The sequence below is a fragment of the Paraburkholderia sp. SSBN10T genome (genome assembly GCF_056619545.1).
On record NZ_JBWQQI010000016.1, the window covers coordinates 94,497 to 111,169 of the forward strand.

General features: G+C 60.5%; 15 protein-coding genes. 6 read left to right on the top strand and 9 right to left on the bottom strand.

What is annotated here, in order from left to right; all coding sequences use genetic code 11:
- Window positions 1–63: 63 nt before the first annotated feature.
- Window positions 64–489, top strand: coding sequence for a RidA family protein (locus AC1ECK_RS23355; protein WP_480323213.1), 426 nt, complete (start codon window positions 64–66; stop codon window positions 487–489).
- A 120-nt stretch (window positions 490–609) separates the two neighbouring features.
- On the opposite strand, the gene AC1ECK_RS23360 is transcribed toward AC1ECK_RS23355, so the two are convergent.
- On the bottom strand, window positions 610–1,503 hold the full coding sequence (locus tag AC1ECK_RS23360) for a LysR family transcriptional regulator (protein ID WP_480323215.1): 894 nt from the start codon (window positions 1,501–1,503) through the stop codon (window positions 610–612).
- Window positions 1,504–1,588: 85 nt separating this feature from the next.
- Here AC1ECK_RS23360 and AC1ECK_RS23365 point away from each other — a divergent pair, with 85 nt between their 5' ends.
- Window positions 1,589–2,365, top strand: coding sequence for an NAD(P)H-dependent oxidoreductase (locus AC1ECK_RS23365; protein ID WP_480323217.1), 777 nt, complete (start codon window positions 1,589–1,591; stop codon window positions 2,363–2,365).
- Window positions 2,366–2,381: 16 nt separating this feature from the next.
- Here AC1ECK_RS23365 and AC1ECK_RS23370 read toward each other — a convergent pair whose 3' ends face one another.
- Window positions 2,382–4,901, bottom strand: a complete 2,520-nt coding sequence (locus tag AC1ECK_RS23370) for a penicillin-binding protein 1A (RefSeq protein ID WP_480323442.1) — start codon at window positions 4,899–4,901, stop codon at window positions 2,382–2,384.
- A 261-nt stretch (window positions 4,902–5,162) separates the two neighbouring features.
- Between AC1ECK_RS23370 and AC1ECK_RS23375 the strand changes: the two genes are divergently transcribed.
- On the top strand, window positions 5,163–5,903 hold the full coding sequence (locus AC1ECK_RS23375) for a hypothetical protein (protein ID WP_480323219.1): 741 nt from the start codon (window positions 5,163–5,165) through the stop codon (window positions 5,901–5,903).
- A gap of 76 nt (window positions 5,904–5,979) precedes the next feature.
- Here the strand turns inward: AC1ECK_RS23375 and AC1ECK_RS23380 are convergent, their stop codons facing one another.
- A complete protein-coding gene (locus AC1ECK_RS23380; RefSeq protein WP_480323221.1) occupies window positions 5,980–6,864 on the bottom strand; it encodes a LysR family transcriptional regulator in 885 nt (294 codons plus the stop codon).
- A gap of 89 nt (window positions 6,865–6,953) precedes the next feature.
- On the opposite strand from AC1ECK_RS23380, the gene AC1ECK_RS23385 reads away from it, so the two are divergent.
- Complete coding sequence (locus tag AC1ECK_RS23385) at window positions 6,954–7,262, top strand: YciI family protein (protein ID WP_480323223.1); 309 nt, start codon at window positions 6,954–6,956, stop codon at window positions 7,260–7,262.
- A gap of 30 nt (window positions 7,263–7,292) precedes the next feature.
- On the opposite strand, the gene AC1ECK_RS23390 is transcribed toward AC1ECK_RS23385, so the two are convergent.
- On the bottom strand, window positions 7,293–8,204 hold the full coding sequence (locus AC1ECK_RS23390) for a LysR family transcriptional regulator (protein WP_480323225.1): 912 nt from the start codon (window positions 8,202–8,204) through the stop codon (window positions 7,293–7,295).
- 102 nt (window positions 8,205–8,306) lie between these two features.
- Between AC1ECK_RS23390 and AC1ECK_RS23395 the strand changes: the two genes are divergently transcribed.
- Entirely contained in the window at window positions 8,307–9,182 is an 876-nt protein-coding gene (locus AC1ECK_RS23395) for an aldo/keto reductase family oxidoreductase (protein WP_480323227.1), read from the top strand.
- 106 nt (window positions 9,183–9,288) lie between these two features.
- On the opposite strand, the gene AC1ECK_RS23400 is transcribed toward AC1ECK_RS23395, so the two are convergent.
- Window positions 9,289–10,119, bottom strand: a complete 831-nt coding sequence (locus AC1ECK_RS23400; RefSeq protein ID WP_480323228.1) for an SDR family oxidoreductase — start codon at window positions 10,117–10,119, stop codon at window positions 9,289–9,291.
- A 106-nt stretch (window positions 10,120–10,225) separates the two neighbouring features.
- On the opposite strand from AC1ECK_RS23400, the gene AC1ECK_RS23405 reads away from it, so the two are divergent.
- Window positions 10,226–11,116, top strand: coding sequence for a LysR family transcriptional regulator (locus tag AC1ECK_RS23405; RefSeq protein WP_480323230.1), 891 nt, complete (start codon window positions 10,226–10,228; stop codon window positions 11,114–11,116).
- A gap of 17 nt (window positions 11,117–11,133) precedes the next feature.
- On the opposite strand, the gene rsgA is transcribed toward AC1ECK_RS23405, so the two are convergent.
- From rsgA to AC1ECK_RS23425, 4 genes are all read right to left on the bottom strand, one after another.
- The gene (gene rsgA / locus AC1ECK_RS23410; RefSeq protein ID WP_480323232.1) at window positions 11,134–12,231 is read right to left on the bottom strand and encodes a ribosome small subunit-dependent GTPase A; all 1,098 of its coding nucleotides are present in this window, start codon (window positions 12,229–12,231) and stop codon (window positions 11,134–11,136) included.
- 262 nt (window positions 12,232–12,493) lie between these two features.
- Window positions 12,494–13,855: a protein kinase domain-containing protein gene (locus AC1ECK_RS23415; protein ID WP_480323234.1), complete on the bottom strand. Its 1,362-nt coding sequence runs from the start codon at window positions 13,853–13,855 to the stop codon at window positions 12,494–12,496.
- An 80-nt stretch (window positions 13,856–13,935) separates the two neighbouring features.
- The gene (locus tag AC1ECK_RS23420) at window positions 13,936–15,930 is read right to left on the bottom strand and encodes a CPBP family intramembrane glutamic endopeptidase (protein WP_480323236.1); all 1,995 of its coding nucleotides are present in this window, start codon (window positions 15,928–15,930) and stop codon (window positions 13,936–13,938) included.
- Between the two features lie 161 nt (window positions 15,931–16,091).
- Window positions 16,092–16,658 carry a cysteine hydrolase family protein gene (locus tag AC1ECK_RS23425; RefSeq protein WP_480323238.1) on the bottom strand — a complete coding sequence of 189 codons (567 nt, stop codon included), beginning with the start codon at window positions 16,656–16,658 and terminating at the stop codon, window positions 16,092–16,094.
- Between the last annotated feature and the right edge of the window lie 15 nt (window positions 16,659–16,673).

Below are 16,673 nucleotides of genomic sequence, written 5' to 3' on the forward strand. Positions count from 1 at the left end.
GGCGAAAGCCAGCACTATGCTGGCGCATAATCCGTTTGAGCATTCCATCACTGGAGTTCGACCATGGCAGACGCATTCAACCCGCCCGAAGTCTGGCCGCCATTCGGCGCGTTCTCGATGGCCGTCATCCAGGGCGACGGTCAAATCGTTCACCTGAAAGGTCAGGTATCGCTCGATCGAGAAGGCCAGGTTATCGGCTATAACGACATGCGGGCACAGACACGCCAGACGCTGGAAAATATTCGCGCTGTCCTGGCGGCCATGGGAGGGCAAATGGCCGACGTGCTCTCGCTCGTTCACTACACGACGGATATCGAAGCGTTCATGGGCGCTTCGGAGATTCGAAAAGCGTTTTTTGTCGCGCCGTATCCCGTCACGACCACGGTTCAGGTCGAGCGCCTGTATCGCCCTGAGTTGATGATCGAGATCGCGGCAATTGCGGAAATTCCTCGCGACAGGTTTCGGCGCCCGGCTGTCACGCAAGGCTAGTGCCCGCCTACTTTACAGGGCGGTTTATTTGGGTTGGCAGAGATAGTAGCAGCGCCATCTTCCGCATCGCATGCGGGGAAATTGGCCGAGCGTCGGAGCGTGCCGAGGCTATGGCGCCGCTCATACTGAATCTGCAATGAACTCGCGCAACCATCGATGCGCGGGGTCGCGATGGGAACGCTCATGCCAGAGCATCGCCATCTCGTAGCCCGGCACCTCGACAGGCGCCTCGACCACGCGCAACGCAGGCGTGTCGCGAACCAGCCGCGACGGCAGCATCGCAACAAGGTCGGTGCTCGCCAGAACCGACATCATGAACAGGAAGTGGGGCACCGAAAGCACCACGCGGCGAGACAGGCCAGCTTCCCCAAGCACTTCGTCCGTGACGCCACGAAACCCTGCGCCGTCCTGCGACACGATTACATGATCAAGTGCGCAGAATTGCGCGAGCGTGGGGCGCCGCTTCAGGCGCGGGTGACCGGCACGGCCCGCCAGCACGTACCGCTCCGCAAACAGCACCCGTCGATGCAATCCCTCCGGCGCCCCCTCGCTGGTATGGAACGCCAGATCGATCTCCCCCTGTTCTGCTTGCCGCGCAATGCGAGCCGGCGCGATTTCGACGACGGCCAGCCGGGTGGCGGGCGCGGCCGAGCGCAGGCCGGCCAACACCGGCAAGAGGATCGTCGATTCGCCGTAGTCGGCCGCGGCGACGCGCCAGGTATGCGTCGCCGTGGATGGATCGAAGGGGCGCTCGGGTGAAACCGTACGTTCCAGCGCTTCAAGGGCTTGCCGTAAAGGTTCGCGCAATGCTTCGGCCCGCGCGGTGGGCCGCATTCCCCGTGGCCCCGGCAACAGCAGCGGGTCGCCAAAGATATCCCTTAGCTTGGCGAGATGGACGCTGACCGACGGTTGCGAAAAATTCAGCCGTTCCGCTGCACGTGTCACGTTATGTTCCGAGAGCAGAACATCCAGCGTGACCAGCAGGTTGAGGTCCAGCCGTCTGAGATTAATCATGGCAATACCTTTTATATTGGATATTCATTTCCAATATACCTGAGCGGAACCTATGCTGCTGTCTCTTAGCTATGGAGGCACAGCCATGAACGTTCTAATCGTGTATGCCCATCCCGAACCCAAATCGTTGAACGGTTCGCTCAAGGATTTCTCCGTCAAACGCCTTGAGGATGCGGGGCATACGGTACAAGTCTCGGACCTGTACGCCATGAAGTGGAAAGCATCGCTCGACGAAAACGACAGTCTCGACCGCGAGGCCGGTGCGCGGTTCGATCCATCCCATGAATCGAGACACGCTTTCGAAAACGGCCTGCAAACCCAGGACATCACCCTTGAGCAGGACAAGTTAGAGTGGGCGGATGCCGTGATCCTGCAGTTTCCCCTCTGGTGGTTCTCGATGCCCGCGATCCTGAAAGGCTGGGTGGAACGGGTCTACGCGTATGGCTTCGCGTACGGGGTCGGAGAGCACAGCGACTCACGCTGGGGCGACCGCTACGGGGAAGGTTCGATGAAGGGAAAGCGGGCGATGTTGATCGTCACCGCCGGCGGTTGGGAGGCGCACTATGGCGCCCGGGGTATCAACGGGCCAATCGAAGACGTGCTGTTCCCGATTCAGCACGGCATCCTGTACTACCCCGGCTTCGACGTCTTACCGCCGTTCCTGCTCTATCGGACAAGCCGCATGGACGAAGCGAGATTCTCGAAAACGTGCGACGAACTCGGACAACGTCTCGACGATCTCTGGAACACGAAGCCGATAGCGTTTCGTCAGCAAAACGCGGGCGAATACGACATCCCCTCGTGCACGTTGCGACCTGATATTGCCCCGGATCAGGTCGGCTTCGCTGCGCACGTCGCGTAGACAATCATCGCTTCGCTCACGGCCCGTTCACGCCCGACGCCGGTTCCGGCGCGTCCGGCGTTGGCGTGGGTGTCGAACTCGGCCCCTCCGCTGGGAATCCGCCATTGCCCTGCGGCACCCCAGCGGGCTCTCCGGCTGATGCGGGCTGTGATATCGCCGGTGCAGCCAGCCCGTTCGCGCCAGCACTCGACGCAGCCACCGGGCTCGATGCCGCCACGCCCGACGCTCCGAGCAACGGCGGCAGTTCGCGCGGCGCGGACGCGGGAGTCGGGGCCACGCCGGATGCAGCAGTCGATGCAGACGACGCCACCGATGCAGCCGGTTTAGGCGGTGCGTGACGAACAGGTTGGGCAGGCGCCGGTTTCTGCGGCTTCGAACCGCTTAGATAGGCCACCCACGCACGCAGTTTGTCGCGGAACTGCTCGAACAGGCTCGGCTGTACTTCGGTCGCAAAGCGGACCCGTGAATCGATCAAGCGGGCACGCAGCGCGCGCTGATAAAAATCTCCGACGATCGGCAACGCGGTGTGCGCGCCTTCGCCCCAATAGCTGCTGCCCAGCGTGACACGCCCGTCATCGAAGCCGACCCATGCACCCGCCACCAGTTGCGGATGCATCAGGATGAACCAGCCGTCCGCATTGTCCTGCGTCGTACCCGTCTTACCTGCCACATCCGCACGGATGCCGAAACGCGAACGGATGCCCGCACCGGTGCCGCGATTGACGACATCACGCATGACATCGATCAGCGTTCTGTCCGCCGCAGCCGGCAACGCACGCTCCGGCGAGGCCGGTTCGAACTGCGCCAGCACGTTGCCGTCGTGATCCTCGATGCTCGTCACCATGCGCGGTTCGAGATACTCGCCGTCGTTCGCGATCGTGCTGTAGGCCGACACCATCTCCTTGATCGTCACCGGGCTCGTGCCCAATGCGAGCGACGGCACCGCATCGAGCGTACTGTCGCGCACGCCCATGGCACGCGCGAGCCGCACCACCTTGTCTGGACCGACCTCCTCCATCAACTGCGCAGTGATGCGGTTGCGCGAATAGGCCAGCGCATCGCGCAGCGTCATCGGTTTACCGCTCGGCGGCGCGTCATCGTTAGGACGCCAGATTTCCCCGCCCTTGAGCGCAATCTCGACCGGTTGATCGACGAAAGTGTCGGTCGGCTTGTCGCCGTCTGCGAATGCCGCGCCATACACAAACGGCTTGAAAGTCGAACCCGGCTGACGCCGCGACTGCTGCACATGATCGAACGGCTCGTCTGCGAAATCGCGGCTGCCCACCCACGCCTTGATCTGGCCGTTGCGCGGATCGATGGCGAGGAAACCGGCCTGCACTTCGGTCTTGTCGTGGCAAAGGGTGCGCACAAACGTCCGGTCGGCGCTGAGATGCTGGAGCGCATCCTCGTCGCTCTGACCGGCGGCGCGCGCCGTCCGGTAATCCGGCGTCTCGCGGATGAACGTCTTGAACAGATCGTTACCCGGCGCACAGCCGGTGCGTCCGCTCCAGGCCGAGTTCGCCACCGATTGCAGCGCATTGCCTTGCAGCGAAACCGCCGCGGTCGCCATCGACTGCAGGCGCGAATCGATGGTCGTGTGAACGATTAGCCCATCTGAGTAAATGTTGTAGTCGTTGCGATCCGCCCACGAGATCAGCCATTTACGCAATTGCTGCGCGAAGTGCGGCGCGGGTCCCGGCGGCTCGACCTGCCGTTCGAAATCGACGCGCAGCGGCTTGCGCTTGAGCGTGTCATAGGCCGCAGGCGACAGCCGGCCATACTTGACCATCTGCGCGAGCACCGTATTGCGGCGCTCCAGCGCGCGCTCCGGGTTCAGCACCGGGTTGTAATAGCTGTTGCCCTTCAGCATGCCGGTCAGCGTGGCGCTTTCCAGAATGTCCAGTTGATCGGCCGATTTGCCGAAGTACGTCCGTGCGGCCATTTCGACGCCGTACGCGTTGTAGAGAAACGGCACCGTGTTCAGATACGTTTCGAGAATCTGGTCCTTGCTGTAGGTGGCCTCGATTTTCAGCGCGGTGATCGCCTCTTTCACCTTGCGCGTCAGCGTCGGCGCGCGGCCGATCTCGTCGGGATAGAGATTGCGTGCGAGTTGCTGGGTGATCGTCGAGCCGCCCTGGCGATCGCCGCCAAATGTGTGCAGCGCCGCTGAACCGGTACGTCGCAAGTCGATACCGTGGTGCTGATAGAACCGGTGGTCCTCGGTCGAGATCAGCGCATCGACCATATGCGGCGAGATCTCGGACAGGGTGACCCATTCGCGGTTCGACGGCTTGAATTCGGCGAGCAGCTTGCCGTCGGCCGAAAGAATTTGCGCGGGTTGATCGACCCGGGCTTTGCGGATATCGCTGATGCTAGGCGTGAACGGAATCAGCACGACCACGTAGAGCAGGAGCAGGGCCGGCGGCGTGGCGAGCGTCAGCAGAATGCCGCGGCGCGTCGGATGCCGCAGATGGTAAAGCGCAGCCGCCAGTAAAGGCTGGAGCAGGCTTGCGATGAAGCTGATCAGGCCGGCCAGGACATGGAAGCAGGTCACCGCGAGCCGTGCAAGCCGGCCACCCCATTTGCGGCAGGATTCACGTACGGACGATACAAATTGGCGACTCACGCTAGTCTCAGCCCACCTTGAAAAGCGTGAATGGTACCAAACCACGCATGCTGTCTGGATTACTGGAACGGCCTAGTGCTGCGAAGCGTGGCGTGCCGAACAACGAATGCTTGCCGAAAGCTTGGGTGACTAGAATCATCGGGCAGACCAATACGATAAGAACCAAAACCCATGAAAACGAAAAGAACTCTCCTGCTACTGATTTCGTTGACCGTTTCGACGCTGGTGCATGCGGAATCCCTACCGGCTCCGAAGCTCAGCTCTGGCGACACCTGGAACTATGTCGAAACGGTCGAGACCGCTCCCAACGGTTGGCGTCAAACGCATGACGAAATCGTGTTGTTACGTACAACGTCCGACCATCTCTACTACGAAGCGAAGCAGGCCGGCACGACCCAGCCGGCTAACGAAGCAATCGCAGGTGCCGACTGGAGCCGCTCGCGTAACGTGAACGGAACCGAGACGGTGGTCAATCAGCCATTGTCGTTTCCGCTCTCGGTCGGCAAAACGTGGGAGGTGAAGTACACCGAAGCGCACCCGAACGTGAAGCACGCATCGGAATCGTTCGATGCGCGCTTCAAGGTTGTCGGCCCGGAATCCGTGGAAGTGCCTGCAGGAAAATTCGACGCGATCAAGATCGAGGCTGAAGGCGACTGGACCGCGCAGACCGCACCGATGCAGTCCGCGACGACTGGAACCGTCGCCACGCAGGCGGGTACCACGGTTTTGATGCAGACCCGCAGGGCGACCCCGGTCGAGACCACCGGCCGTATCTATAAGGCATTCTGGTACGTGCCCGAGATTGGCCGCTGGGTTAAATCCGTCGAGGAGTACTACAACAGCAACGGCGTGCGCACGCAGCGATTCTCTAGCGAGCTGGAATCGTTTAAGCACGGTACGCAGCCGCAGTAATCCCGCTTCAGGAACGCCAGGGCGGTTGCCCTCCAACCGCCCTCACCGACACTAACCCACATCGCTCAACGGCCTCTCATGGCCGATACGCGTCCCCCGCCAACGTAGCCTCGATCCACTCGAGCACCGCTGATACACGTGCCAAGTGCCGCACATCAGGATGCGTCAACGTCCAGATTTCGCGCTCGAGCAGCGAATCGCCATCAGCCTCGACACGCGCAATGCCCGACACGTGATCCGCGACGATACATGGCAGCAGCGAGCGTCCAAGCCCCGCGCGGACACATTGCAAGAGAGGTTCTGCGTCGTTGACCGCAACCGCCGCGAAGCCAGTGCCACCTGCCGCGGCATCGTCGATCCACTTCGCCTGCGGAATATGCGCCATCGCATCTTCATAGGTCACCCAGGGAAGTTCGTGCGAGTCGTCCTTGCGCGACTCATGTGCATACACGGCATACCTCAGCAAGCCGATGCGCCGGGCAAATACCCGATTACCGACCTCTTCGCCTGGCCTCGCAAGACGCACTGCAACGTCCGCGTCGCGCCGCGACAAATTCAGATCATGCGCGTCCGCGATCAACTCGATTCGCAGACCAGGACACCGTGCGAGCAGCACGGGCAATGCGGGTATCAGAACCCGGTTGACCAGGATCGGCACCGAGGTCACTCGCACCGAACCGCTAACCGCAGCATCAGCCCCGCTGACGGCTGCGTTTAAACCGGCAATCTGCGACTCGACCCGTTCCGCCCGCGTCACGACAACCTCGCCGGCTTCGGTCGGCCGCATCTGACCGTCCGTCATTCGTTCGAACAATCGAGCGCCTAGCGCCGATTCGATAGTGCGCACCCGACGCGCGACCGTCGTGGCGTCGATTTTCAGGCTACGCCCCGCCTTCGCGTAGGAGCCCTCGCGGGCTACAGCGAGTACGTACCGCAGATCGTTCCAGTCGAGAGCAGGCATTTTTGCAGGTTGAACCAGCAGTTTTTCGGCTTGAGGCTGCCATCATGCCGCACTAAGCTCAACGCATCTACCAGAAAGGAGGTGCAGCAATGCTGTTCGCGGTGCTATTTGAAGACGATGACGCGTGCGCAGACGAGGTGCGCAGCCGGTACATGCGGGACCACCTCGACTTCCTCGAACGAAACGCATCGATGATCAAGGCGGCTGGTCCGCTTCGACAGAGTGAAGGCATGCCGGCGGGCGGTCTCTGGCTGGTCGAGGCCGAGTCGCGCGGCGCGGTTGATCAACTGGTGCGCGACGATCCGTTCTGGCCAACCGGTCTGCGCCGTTCCGTGCAGGTTCTAGTCTGGCAGCAGGTGTTCGCCAACGGAGCCCGTCTCCTTCATGTCCGTGCTTGAGAGCTAAAACTGCCGGGGCGTTCACGCCAATCAAGCGGGTACCTCCGGCACATCCGCAGCCTTAAGGAAATCCACAAACGCCCGCAACGGCGCCGGCAAATGGCGCCGTCCCGGATAATAAAGAAACGGCCCGGAAAACCGCTGCCACCACGACTCCAGGATCGGCTCCAACGCGCCACTCTCGAGATGTGGACGCAGCATATCCTCGAACAGGTGGACCATCCCCACCCCGGCTATGGCCGCGCTAATCGCAAGATCTATCGCCGCGCCCGGCCTCACCAGCAGCGGTCCCGGCGGATCCAGCCGAACGACCTCGCCGTCGCGCTCGAAATCCCATGTCGGTTTCGCACCGCCGGCAAACTGGCCACGCAAGCACGCATGAGATAACAATTCGCGCGGATGCTCGGGCCGGCCATGCACGTCGAGATAGCCCGGCGCCGCAGCCGTCGCGAAACGCTGCACACGCGGGCCGATCGGAATCGCGATCATGTCCTGTTCGAGCCGCTCGTCGTAGCGAATGCCCGCGTCGCAGCCGATGGACAGTACATCGACAAAACCATCCTCGACCACGACCTCCACGCGGATGTCCGGATAGGCTTTCAGGAACGACGCGACGATGCCCGGCAAGACGATCCGCGCGGCGCTCGACGGCACGTTGAGCTTCAGCGTGCCGGTCGGCTTCTCCCTGAACCCGTTCAGCACATCGAGAGACGCCTCCATCTCGCTGAACAAAGGCGTCAGCTTTTCGATGAGACGCTGTCCCGCTTCGGTCGGCGCCACACTGCGCGTCGTGCGGTTGAGCAAGCGCAGACCGAGCTTCGCCTCGAGGCGGCGAACGGCGATACTGAGACTCGAGGCGGAAACGCCGCTGATGCGGGCGGCGTCGCGAAAGCCACCGGCGCGGGCCACGGAAACAAACGCGGCGAGATCATTCAATTCCATGGTCATTGTTCACAATTTTCAACAACCCGTACAATTTAGGTCGGATTTTCTAACAACGCAATCACGGCCATACTGCGCTCACCACTCGCCAAGGAGAGCGCAATGTCCCCAGTCACCGCCACTTTCACACTAGCCGGTCGCCCCGTTCGCCGCATGGGCTACGGCGCGATGCAGCTCGCCGGACCCGGCGTATTCGGCCCGCCCAAGGATCGCGACGCCGCCGTCGCCGTGCTGCGCGAAGCCATCGCGCTGGGTGTCGATCACATCGACACCAGCGACTTCTACGGGCCGCACGTCACCAATCAGATCATTCGGGAAGCGCTGCATCCCTATCCGGCGGACCTCGTGATCGTCACGAAGGTGGGCGCCGTGCGTGGCAGCGACGCCTCGTGGCTTCCCGCCGCCGAGCCGGAAGACATCGAACGCGGCGTGCACGACAACCTGCGCAATCTCGGTCTCGAAGCGCTCGATGTCGTCAACATGCGCATCATGGGCAAGATCCACGCCCCCGCTGAAGGATCGATCGGCAAGCAGGTCGAGGCGCTCGCCGAGCTGCAACGCCGGGGACTGGTGCGCCATATCGGTTTGAGCAATGTGACCTCGGCGCAGGTCGCCGAAGCGCAGGGTATCGCTGAGATCGTCTGCGTGCAGAACCAGTACAACCTGGTGCAGCGCGAAGACGACGCGCTCGTCGACGAACTGGCGGCCAAGGGCATCGCCTACGTGCCGTTCTTTCCGCTGGGCGGCTTTTCGCCGATTCAATCGTCGGTGTTGTCCGAGGTTGCGCGTAAGCTCAGCGCAACGCCGATGCAGGTGGCGCTAGCGTGGCTCCTGCAGCGTGCGCCGAATATTCTGCTGATCCCGGGAACGTCGTCGGTCGCGCATCTGCGTGAAAACATGCAGGCGGCGCAGTTGAGCTTGCCGGAAGCGGTGCTTGCGAAACTGGATGGGATTGGAAGCTTGGGCGGGGAACATTAAATACCCCTAGGCACAGAGGGAAGCAATCGTTGCCTGATTGCTTCCCCGCCTCAAGCCGCTTCCTGCTTACGCGAGACGAGCGCCGCCTGATACGTAACGGCGGCGCTCAACGCGCCACATCAGCCGCCATCGCTACGCTCTTCTGCGCCTCGAGTTCAGCAAGACGGCCCGCCAGCGCCTTGCTGATCGACAGATACGCAGTGCTGCCAAGCGTCAGACGCCGGGCCGGACGGTCGGCATCCGCGGCGACGATCATCGCGTCCACGGTCTTGCCCGCGTCGCCGAGGAGTGGAAACGCATTGCTGCTGATACGCCGCCTAAGCTCGCCGACGGGCGTATCGTCATAGACAGGCATCGGCTCAGGACTGACCAGATTGGCCCCAAAGCTTGTTCCGGTGGGTCCCGGTTCGACGATGATAAAGTCGACGCCAAACGGCGCTACCTCCAGAGCAACCGCTTCAACAAAGCCCTCGATGCCCCACTTGGTCGCGTGGTAGAGACTGAAGCCGGGATAGACAGCCTGCCCGCCTTCCGAGGAAACCTGCACGATCCGGCCGCCGCCTTGTGCCCGAAGGTGAGGCAACGAGGCGCGAATGAGCTGGATCGAGCCGGTCAGGTTCGTCGCGATCTGCTGGTCGAGTTGCTCGTCCGTCACCTCCTCGGCCGCGCCGAACAGGCCATAGCCGGCGTTACTGACCACCACGTCGATGCGGCCCATTGCTGCGAATGCGCGGCCAACCGTCTCGCGGATCGCGTTCGCGTCAGTTACGTCCAGCGTCAGGACGCGCAGCCGCTCACCATACTGCGCGGCCAGGTCGTCCAACGCAGCCGCCTTGCGCACGGTCGCGGCGACGCGGTCGCCACGCGCCAGCAGACGCTCGGCCAGTAGCCGGCCAAGTCCGCTGGAAGTGCCTGTAATCAGCCAGTTCTTTGTCATCTCACACGCTCCCGAATGATTGAATGATTGAAAAACCATTGTAGGAACGCACCATTGGTGTGATAAGCCGCTATAGTTTGCATGACCAAGTGAAAAATCTTCACCAATGGCCAAGCCCACTCTTGCCGATCTCACCGCATTTTCTGCCGTCGCCAGCCACCGCAGCTTCCGCGGCGCGGCAGACGCACTCGGCGTCTCGCGCTCGTCGTTGAGTCACGCCATGCGCGGCCTGGAGCTTGATCTGGGCGTACGCCTGCTGAATCGCACCACGCGCAGCGTGTCGCTGACGGAAGCGGGCGAGCAGTTGCTCAAACGCCTCACACCCGTGCTGCGCGATCTCGACGAGGCGCTCGACACGGTCGCCGATACGGGTGGACCGCCTACTGGGACGCTGCGCATCAATGCCAACGAAAACGCGGTGCGCTTACTCCTGAAAACGGCAGTGCCGCGTTTTCTGGCCCGCTATCCGGGCATGGCGCTCGATCTGGTCGCAGAGGGACGCCTGATCGACATCGTTGAACAAGGCTTCGATGCCGGGGTGCGACTAGGCGAATCGCTGCCGCAAGACATGGTAGCCGTGCGAATCAGTGAAGATTTTCGCTTTGTTGCCGTGGCGGCGCCCTCTTACCTTGCCGATCGACCCGCGCCTGTGACGCCGGACGATCTTGCCCAGCATCGCTGCATCCGCCATCGCCTTCCCAGCGGCAAGCTTTACCGCTGGGAGTTCGCGAAACAAGGGCAAGAGATCGTCGTGAATGTTCCCGGCGTGCTGACGCTTGACCACAATGGACTGATGATCGAAGCGGCGGCGGACGGCTTAGGCATCGCCTATGTTCCGGAGACCGCCGCTCGCGCCTGGCTCGATGACGGCCGGCTAGTCACGGTATTGGATGACTGGTGTCCGGTCATCCCCGGCCTCTACCTCTACTATCCGGGCCATCGCCATGTCCCCGCCGGGCTGCGTGCTTTCATAGAAGTGCTAAGGGAGTGCGGTTGATTCGAATTTCCTCATCCTCATTTCGGGTCTCGCTCAAACCGCTCCCGGCTGCCACGCCGCGCCGCCCGCTGCTTTGCTTCGTCGCGCTGCCGCCGCATTGCTGTGGTCTTATCTTCGAAGAACTCCGCTTCGCGCTGCAATTTCCTGTACGAGTTCAGCCGCCTGAGCGTCAAGCGTCCGTCATCGACCGCTTGCGCGACCGCGCACCCTACCTCGCCGTTATGCCTGCAATTGCGAAACGCGCACTGGGTCATCAGAAGCGCCACGTCCTCGAAGGCGTCGCTCAAACTGCCGGCGCTGGCCGCTACGCCCACGCTGCGAATGCCCGGTGTGTCGATAATGACACCGTGTCCTGGCAGCATAAACAGCGCACGACTGGTCGTGGTATGCGCGCCGCGTGCTCCCTTGGCACTCACGCCCAGCGTTAGCTGTCGATGCGAGCCGGTCAAGGCGTTCACGATCGAACTTTTCCCCACCCCGGACGAGCCGACGAACACGCACGTTTCATGCTGCACGATCATGCCGTGGAGCTGCGTCACGCCCAGTTCGGTGAACGTGCTCAGCACGCACACGGGGATGTCCGAGCCCAGCTCGGCGATCTGGTCGAGGTAAGTGTTGATGTCCGCTGCCAGATCGGCCTTGTTCAACACGAGAACCGGTGCGATGCGGTTGGCGCGCGCCAGTAACAGATAGCGCTCGAGCCGCGAGAGATTGAATTCATCGGTACATGAGGTAACGATAAAGAGTTTGTCTACGTTGGCGGCTAGTGGCTGCACGCGGTCTTCGCCGTTACTGCGCTGGAAGCAACTGGTGCGTTCGAGAATGTCGATAAATTCGACTTCGCCAGTGTTCGTTGGAATGCCGAGTACCCAATCGCCGATGATCGGTGCCCGATCGCTCTTCCTGGCAAAGATCAAGTTGAAGTGCTGCAGTCGCCCTTGTACGTCGCCGCAGACGACGAAGCGCAGACCGAAATCCTCGGTCACGCGATAGGGCTGGCCGATGCCGTATTGTGCGGCTTGCGCTGCGAAGTGTTCGCTAAAGCCTAGCGTGCTTAAAGGCTGGAGACTAAGAGGTGCGGTGTTTTGATGCTGATTGGTTTCGAGCTTGGTCATGGTCCCATTGCATAGAGGAATTTAGGAGAAAGTCGCATGAAGCGGCGATGTGAAGATCTTTCATATCCAAACCTCCTGATTGCAATGAGGACGCCCTAAGCTGAAACTACAACATAACGCCAAGCGGAGCGGGGTGCTGGCGTTAGTAAGGAACGGACATACAAGCCTCGCATGTGCGAGGCCGCCCATCATATCCGAAAATAAAAAATTTCCGACAGCAAAATCTTCGTGCCCCAAGCCTAGGGCACGCTACCGGATCCAATCAGGATTCCCCAAAAGACCACTCGAGGCCATTGAACTGAACAGGTTTAGATTCCGCCGCCAATGCTGAGCGTACGAACGCGGGCAGAACATGGGCAATCACGATATCTGAGCCTAGATCAACCAGGTCGAAACCATAGGATCCTGTCAGGGGACGGGGATGGGCTTCGCGCTCGGATAAGCTATCAAGACGCTCGTCGGGTATGTACGCCTTGAAGTACTTATAGCCAGGATCCGTCCGACGGAAAATATCAATCAATGTCCATCCGCGTTTCGATTCGGGCATTGTCATGAGATTATCCAGACAACCCTGCAAGGCGACCCGCGCCACCATGCTGCCAAAGTTAAACTGGATGAGGCTCACACAGTCTGCGATGGAGGCCTCGAGGGAAGAACGGCGCTTCTCGACGTTCAGCAATGCAGCCTCAATCAGATCATCCCGGCGCCATTGACTACCGCTAAGATTCAAATTTTTGTAGTCTGTGTCATCCTTCAGTGAAGCAGAAATCTCCACGGGCAAATCGAGCTGCAATCGACTCAAGATTGACGAGATCGCATCAGGATTCTTCAATACCACGTCGAAGTTTCCATATACCGGCACAACGGTCGGGGCCACTTCAAATTCCAGCAAGATTGGCTTTGTGGAAGATGTAGACTGGCTCGTCACGGTCTGCCGAGTGAAGCCTGCAGCGGTCTCCCCTTCCGGTGGTTCACCGGCCTTTTGCGAAACAATCTGCACAAACGCCTGCTCAAGCTCTTCGAGAGAACAATCAACCCGGATCAGGTGGTTAAACGCGACAGCCTGGGCTGATTCGAGTTCAGAATGCTCAATAAGCTGCTGCAAGATCATCCGCAGACCCAGGACATCTCTTCGTAGACGCTGCGTCCGACTCTCTGTGGTAAGGGAGGCGAGCGAATTCAGGTAAAGGATGTCGATTATCTTTGCATGGTCGCCGCTGATCATTACATTCGCTTCATGCAGATCACCATGTGCCATACCTTGAGCGTGAATGTGCGATAGGCCATGCACGATTCCGCAGCCGATCTTCAATGCCATCTCTTTCGTCAGCTTTGGTCCTTTAACGACCTCCGCAAGCGTCTCGCCATCAATCAGTTCCATGACCACGCAGTCGACGACGTTGTCCCCACCATTAGGATCAGGAATTGTCTCCAGCGTAAGGACCGCCACGACGTTCGGATGTGTTGCCCTTGCCAAAGCTCTTGCGTGAGCAAGTGCATCCGCGATTCCCACACTGGCTGAGCGGATTATTTTGACGGCTACATCCCGATCAAGCTCATCGGTGGCTTGCCACACGTCCGCAAACCCACCATACCCGAGTTTTTCTTTGATATTCAGTTTCATTTTCGTTTGCTAAGGTTCACTAACTGTGTGTCGACTCTAGCCGAGATTCAATCATAGCTGGCGGCAGCCCGCCCCTAATCCTAGGCAACCACCGAAAACACAAAAATTGCATTGTTGACCGCATGCAACAGAATCGGCACGGCCAGCCCCTTCGTTCTCCTCGCCAACCATCCCGCAACCGCTCCCAAGGTGAACAGAAAAACAAAGTGACGGCTATCCTGATGCAGGCCCGCAAACAGCGCCGCCTGTAAAACGTTGGACCATCCAAAACTCATATGGCGCGACAATCCGCCTAGCAGACAGCCTCGGAACACCAGTTCCTCCATGATCGGCACGAACACGGACAGCACGACTAACGCAAGCGCTGTTCCACCGATCGCCACAGCGCCGTGAACGAGTGCGACCGCCCATATTGTTGTAGGCGCCGCTTTGGTCGTCACCGACGCGTGGTGCAACAAGCCGGTCGCGAGCAGGTTGAGTACGAGTAAGCCCGCCGGCACGATGAACCACTTCAGTTTCCATGGACCGCTACCGAGCCAATCACGCCAGTTGAACAACCTGGCAATCCACGCGAGTCCAAGCGCACAGAACAACAGCGCCCACAGATAGGAAACCGCCATGCGGCTTTGCCAGTCGATGCGCGACGCACCGCTTCCCGCCGGAGAAATCAATGCCATTCCCGAGTGGAATATCGTGATCAGGTAGATCACAACGAAATAGATGGCAAGGGCCAGCCACGCGTGCCGCAAGCCGATCCGCGCGAAGAGGGGAACGGAAACTTTGCCGATCCGCTGACGTACCGTCCCACGATAGTGCACAGGAAACAGGAGTAGCCCGGGGCAAGCCGCAATCAACACAATTACGGTGAGCAAACCGAACGCGAGCGGCAACAGATCGAGACGACCGATGAGCGCAGGATCGAGATTGAGAAGATGCGCATAGGCGCCGATAAACCCCGCCGCATTGCCGGTCTTGACGTACTGGTCGTGAATGACGTCTGCGGCGGCTTTGGCGTTGCCCGAATCGAATGCCACTTCGAGTCGCAGTTGCTGGTTCTGCGGGGATTCGAACTTGTGCGCAGCGGCGTCGGCCGTCAATACCGCTTCAGCGCCCGCGGAGTCGCCGACGTGCTGGAGTGCGCGCGCGGTCGTATAAGCATCGATCTTCAGCCCCGCGCGTTGGGCGCGATGCAATTCGTCCGCCGCTTCGGTTCCGGGCAGCAGTTCGGTCGCGGCCCGGATTCTGGCGTTTTCCTGCCAGAACAGCTTAGGAATGGGCGCCGCGGCGAGCAGTTGCGCCGCTTTCTGGGTTTGTCCTGTCTTGACGAGGTAGCGCATTGCTTCGACGAGGCGTTCGCTTGCCGGATCGAGCCCCACCGCAAGCACCGCTTCCTGCCCCGCCCGCGTGTCATTCTTGGTGAAACCGTAACTGCGTGACAGCGCGGCATGCAAACGGGCCTGTTGAGCCGCAGACCAGTTATTCGACGATTTGAGCAGCAGCTCGCCATAGTCAATCGCCGGTTTGCCGAAGCGATTCTCAAGCACAAACAGCGCGGCTTCGGGATCGGACGAGAACTGCTTCTCGAGCGTCGACTCACAGGTATCGAAGTCCTTCGACGCAGCATCGCTCCAGCTCAGATCCTCCGACGAGGCAAAACGCCCGATGAATTTGCACTGCGCCAAGGCAAGCCCCGCATCTGCGGGACGCTTCGCCAGAGCTTCACGGTAAGCGTCGAGCACATTCTCGTAGGCACTCTTTTCACCGTTGACCACCACGTCGCTCATGTGGTCAGGGAGGCGCAGATCCTCGCCTGCCAATCCGGTTGATACCGTGGCACCCGCGGGCTCAAGCATCAGCACAGCGCACGCAGCAACAACGATGATCTTCAGGATTCTTAAAAGCATGGCAGGTACGTGGCGACGGCTGTTGGAATGGTCGATGGCTATGTGATGGCCTGCCGCGTCGTCGCTTCTTAAGGTAAGACGCCTGTTTGCCAGCACCTCTTCCGTGCTCAAATCTTTAGGGAAAGTCAAAGAAGGCTTGCTCCGGGCGGACATGCATCCGGCATATCGCATACCCACGCCAGAGGGCGGCGCCGGGAACGATCTGCGGTCTTAGCGACTGCCCCATCCAATAGGATGTCGGTCAAATTCACCAAAAACTTGATACCCTGGCGAAATCGCCGTCAATTTAACGAGGCGGCGCGACATGCGCGATCGTGTCATCAGGCCGGCGGCTATTCCGTGCCACCCAGCAGTTCATCCGCCGAGACAACCGTGCAATATTCCCCATCGAGGTTCGCGAGCGACATGGCGTGGACTTCGTCGGCACTTCGCATCCGGCCTTGCCAATCCGTGCGGCCGAATGTGAAACAGCCATCCTCGACAAGATACGTATCGAAGCCGAGGTTTCCGGCCATGCGAACCGTCGCCTCGACCGAGTTATTCGTAATCACCCCAACGACCACGAGCGCGGTATGTCCACCCTCGCGCAAACGGTCTTCGAGTCCCGTGCCGATGAATGCGTTGTTGGTGCGCTTTGGAATCACCATTTCGCCGGACAGGGGAGCCACTTCCGGCTTGAAATCGTTACCGGGCTGACCCGGCCGGTAATGCGAATCCGACTCGGCCGAATCGTGACGCACGTGCCAAACGGGCCACTTCGCAGCGCGCCAACGAGTCAAAAGCCGGCCAATCTGTGCCTCGGCCATGGGGTTGTTTCGTACTCCCCAGTCCGAGTGATCGATCGTCTTTTGCAGGTCGATTAAAAGCAGCACGGCCGCGTGAGTCGACAATGTCCGCATACGCTAAACCTTCCT

Excerpts from the sequence above, each read along its gene's own strand:
- AC1ECK_RS23355 (WP_480323213.1), top strand. The coding sequence starts at position 64 with ATGGCAGACGCATTCAACCCGCCCGAAGTCTGGCCGCCATTCGGCGCG.
- AC1ECK_RS23360 (WP_480323215.1), bottom strand. The coding sequence starts at position 1,503 with ATGATTAATCTCAGACGGCTGGACCTCAACCTGCTGGTCACGCTGGAT.
- AC1ECK_RS23365 (WP_480323217.1), top strand. The coding sequence starts at position 1,589 with ATGAACGTTCTAATCGTGTATGCCCATCCCGAACCCAAATCGTTGAAC.
- AC1ECK_RS23375 (WP_480323219.1), top strand. The coding sequence starts at position 5,163 with ATGAAAACGAAAAGAACTCTCCTGCTACTGATTTCGTTGACCGTTTCG.
- AC1ECK_RS23380 (WP_480323221.1), bottom strand. The coding sequence starts at position 6,864 with ATGCCTGCTCTCGACTGGAACGATCTGCGGTACGTACTCGCTGTAGCC.
- AC1ECK_RS23385 (WP_480323223.1), top strand. The coding sequence starts at position 6,954 with ATGCTGTTCGCGGTGCTATTTGAAGACGATGACGCGTGCGCAGACGAG.
- AC1ECK_RS23390 (WP_480323225.1), bottom strand. The coding sequence starts at position 8,204 with ATGGAATTGAATGATCTCGCCGCGTTTGTTTCCGTGGCCCGCGCCGGT.
- AC1ECK_RS23395 (WP_480323227.1), top strand. The coding sequence starts at position 8,307 with ATGTCCCCAGTCACCGCCACTTTCACACTAGCCGGTCGCCCCGTTCGC.
- AC1ECK_RS23400 (WP_480323228.1), bottom strand. The coding sequence starts at position 10,119 with ATGACAAAGAACTGGCTGATTACAGGCACTTCCAGCGGACTTGGCCGG.
- AC1ECK_RS23405 (WP_480323230.1), top strand. The coding sequence starts at position 10,226 with ATGGCCAAGCCCACTCTTGCCGATCTCACCGCATTTTCTGCCGTCGCC.
- rsgA (WP_480323232.1), bottom strand. The coding sequence starts at position 12,231 with ATGACCAAGCTCGAAACCAATCAGCATCAAAACACCGCACCTCTTAGT.
- AC1ECK_RS23415 (WP_480323234.1), bottom strand. The coding sequence starts at position 13,855 with ATGAAACTGAATATCAAAGAAAAACTCGGGTATGGTGGGTTTGCGGAC.
- AC1ECK_RS23420 (WP_480323236.1), bottom strand. The coding sequence starts at position 15,930 with ATGCGATATGCCGGATGCATGTCCGCCCGGAGCAAGCCTTCTTTGACT.
- AC1ECK_RS23425 (WP_480323238.1), bottom strand. The coding sequence starts at position 16,658 with ATGCGGACATTGTCGACTCACGCGGCCGTGCTGCTTTTAATCGACCTG.